The organism is Agarivorans sp., assembly GCF_050295395.1.
Taxonomy (GTDB): Bacteria; Pseudomonadota; Gammaproteobacteria; order Enterobacterales; family Celerinatantimonadaceae; genus Agarivorans.
Map to the genome: position 1 here is coordinate 1 of NZ_JBNKPP010000161.1, position 2,899 is coordinate 2,899.

The 2,899-nt window shown below is 42.6% G+C and carries 4 protein-coding genes; 1 reads left to right on the forward strand and 3 read right to left on the reverse strand.

Annotated elements, in window-relative coordinates; genetic code table 11:
- A partial coding sequence (locus tag ACQY6Q_RS09800) for an ABC transporter ATP-binding protein (protein ID WP_427980783.1) occupies nt 1–556 on the reverse strand: 556 nt, incomplete at its 3' end.
- Between the two features lie 20 nt (nt 557–576).
- Here ACQY6Q_RS09800 and ACQY6Q_RS09805 point away from each other — a divergent pair.
- Nucleotides 577–1,221: an arylesterase gene (locus tag ACQY6Q_RS09805; RefSeq protein WP_427980785.1), complete on the forward strand. Its 645-nt coding sequence runs from the start codon at nt 577–579 to the stop codon at nt 1,219–1,221.
- Here ACQY6Q_RS09805 and ACQY6Q_RS09810 read toward each other — a convergent pair.
- Nucleotides 1,218–1,769, reverse strand: a complete 552-nt coding sequence (locus tag ACQY6Q_RS09810) for a cell division protein ZapC domain-containing protein (RefSeq protein WP_427980787.1) — start codon at nt 1,767–1,769, stop codon at nt 1,218–1,220. The genes ACQY6Q_RS09805 and ACQY6Q_RS09810 overlap by 4 nt on opposite strands.
- 89 nt (nt 1,770–1,858) lie before the next feature.
- Complete coding sequence (pyrD, locus tag ACQY6Q_RS09815; RefSeq protein ID WP_427980789.1) at nt 1,859–2,869, reverse strand: quinone-dependent dihydroorotate dehydrogenase; 1,011 nt, start codon at nt 2,867–2,869, stop codon at nt 1,859–1,861.
- Between the last annotated feature and the right edge of the window lie 30 nt (nt 2,870–2,899).

Genomic DNA, 2,899 nt, shown 5'->3' on the forward strand with positions numbered 1-2,899 from the left:
TGTCGCTATCAAGGTTGGCCGAAGGTTCATCGGCAAATAACACCTTAGGTTGACTGATAAAGGCTCGCGCAATGGCCACGCGTTGTTGCTCGCCGCCAGATAATTGATTGGGATAATGATGATGACGCTCGGCTAAACCCACTTTAGCTAACCATTGCTCGGCTAAGTGTTTGGCCTGACGTTCACCCTTAAGCTCGGCGGGTAACATGACGTTTTCCAGCGCAGTGAGAGCTGGAACTAATAAAAACTGCTGGAAAATAAAACCCACATTATCGCGGCGTAGCTTGGCCCGTTGCTCTTCATCGAGTTGGCTCAGATTTTGTTGACACAGCGTAACGTCTCCTTCGCTGGCGCTATCTAAACCGGCCAAAATGCTTAATAAGGTGGTTTTTCCTGAGCCAGATGCCCCAACAATGGCTAAGGATTCGCCCTGCTCTACTTGCAAGTCGATATCCTTCAATAGCTTGAGTTTTCCACCTGGGGTGACAATATGATGATTGAGTGCACTGGCATTTATGATTATCTTAGTGCTTCGACTTAAATTAGCTGTGACCATAAAAAGTAGGTGCTCAAAGAATGTTAGTAAAATATAACAGTAAAGTTTTATCGCTGTTAACTCTAGCGGTTTTACTCTTATTTACATTAAATTCAAAGGCTTCTTCAAATGAGCAAAGCATACTCATTCTTGGAGACAGCCTTAGTGCCGGTTATGGCATGGAGTTAAACCAAGGCTGGGTTTCGCTTACCCAGCAGTATTATAACGAAACCGCTCAGGACATCGATCTTATCAATGCCAGTATTAGTGGCGAAACCACCGCTGGTGGCTTAAAACGTTTACCCGCTTTGCTAGAACAGCATCAAGTTGACTGGTTACTGATTGAATTGGGCGGTAACGACGGTTTACAAGGCCACCCTCCGGCTAACATCGCGGCTAATCTCGAGGCCATCATCAACATCGCCAAACAACAGCAAGTTCAAGTAGCCTTAATGCAGATCCGCATCCCGCCTAACTATGGCAAGCGCTACCTACAAGCCTTTGAACAACTGTATCCGCAACTTGCCGAGCAGCAACAAGTGCATTACTTACCGTTTTTTATTGAAGATATCGCGCAGCAGCCAGAACTAATGCAACAAGATGGGATCCACCCCAACCAACAGGCACAAAGCCTAATTAGTCAAAAAATGAGAGCGGTATTTAAAGATTTATTAGCGCTTAATTAGCCGGTCTGAGCCAAGCGATACTGATTCTGTAACAGTTGCTTTAGGGGGATCACTCGGTCTTGCATCACTTTAATAGCCTCGAACTGAGCCAGCGTTTTGCGCTCGTCCAATACTAAACCGTCTTCGATGGTCATCAAGGTATAAGTTTGCTCACTGCGCTCCACCACCACGCAACGCGCTTGGCTATGCTCACTCTGTAATACCACCAATTCGCCCAGCTCTAGCTGAGGCTGCTGTGCCTGGGCAATGCTTTTAAAGAACCAACTTTGCGGCATTAAGGGTTTTAAAAACTGGGCAGAGGCAACGGCATTGAGGCAAATTTGAACTTTAATTGGGTCAGACCAAGAAAAGGCCTCTAGCTGTTCAAGAAACTGATAATAAAGCTGAGTATGTTCGGCAGTAAAAGGACTATCTTCTTGGGCATGTTGAACACAACGCTTTTTACATAACTTAGACACAAATAGCATATCTTTACCCAACTCCAGAGTCATCACTCCTTTATTGTTATCAAATATCCAGTGCCAGTGTTTATTAGGTTGAATTAACATTTCTAAAAAGACGAGCTATCCATGCTGAGTTCACTTAATAAACAAATGTACTACGTGAACTCAGCAAAGACAAATTTAATTGCTATTTTTTATACAGCTTTACATATTTGCTTAATTAATTCGGGGCCTTTATAAATAAAACCGCTGTATATTTGTACTAATTTAGCACCGGCTTCCATTTTTTCTTTAGCAGCCATTCCCGAATCAATTCCACCCACACCAATAATTGGGATCTCAGATTTTAAATAATGATCCAATTTACGGATAACCTCGGTGGATTTTAATTGTAGAGGTCGCCCACTTAGACCACCGGCCTCACTAGCGTGGTTCATCCCTTCAATCATCGAGCGCTCAAGCGTGGTATTGGTAGCAATTACACCATCTAATTTATATTTAAGTAGTGAATCAGCAATTTGTTCAATTTCGCTTTCTGATAAATCTGGTGCAATTTTGATCAATAAAGGAACATGTTTATTGTATTGCTGAGAAAGTTGATCTTTACGCTCAGTCAGATCCTTTAATAGATCCTCTAAAGCTTCGCCATATTGTAATGTACGTAAACCGGGAGTATTTGGGCTAGAAATATTAACAGCAATATAAGAAGCGTGAGGAAAAGCTTTATTCATGCCTATTAAATAATCATCTTTTCCTTTTTCAACAGGCGTATCGAAGTTTTTACCAATGTTGATCCCAAGGATCCCTTTATATTGGCTTTTCTCAACATTGTTTATTAAATTATCGATCCCAAGGTTATTAAAACCCATACGGTTAATAATGCCTTCTGCATCTAGCACTCGGAAAATACGCGGCTTGTCATTACCTGATTGAGCGCGTGGGGTGACCGTTCCCACTTCAATAAAACCAAAGCCCATTGCGTCAAACGCTTGAATACACTCGCCATTTTTGTCTAAACCTGCGGCTAAGCCCACCGGATTAGGAAAACGTAAGCCCATTAACTCAACTGGGTTTTCTGGGATCGTTTGGCGATAAACTCGGTCTAATAAGGTGCCACCAGTGCGTTTAAACATCTCGATAGTAAGATCGTGAGCACGCTCTGGGTTAAGCTGAAAGATCAATTTTCGTGCGAGTGGGTAATACATTTGAACTCCTAGTATAAGACCCCCGAAGAT

Excerpts from the sequence above, each read along its gene's own strand:
- ACQY6Q_RS09805 (WP_427980785.1), top strand. The coding sequence starts at position 577 with ATGTTAGTAAAATATAACAGTAAAGTTTTATCGCTGTTAACTCTAGCG.
- ACQY6Q_RS09810 (WP_427980787.1), bottom strand. The coding sequence starts at position 1,769 with ATGTTAATTCAACCTAATAAACACTGGCACTGGATATTTGATAACAAT.
- pyrD (WP_427980789.1), bottom strand. The coding sequence starts at position 2,869 with ATGTATTACCCACTCGCACGAAAATTGATCTTTCAGCTTAACCCAGAG.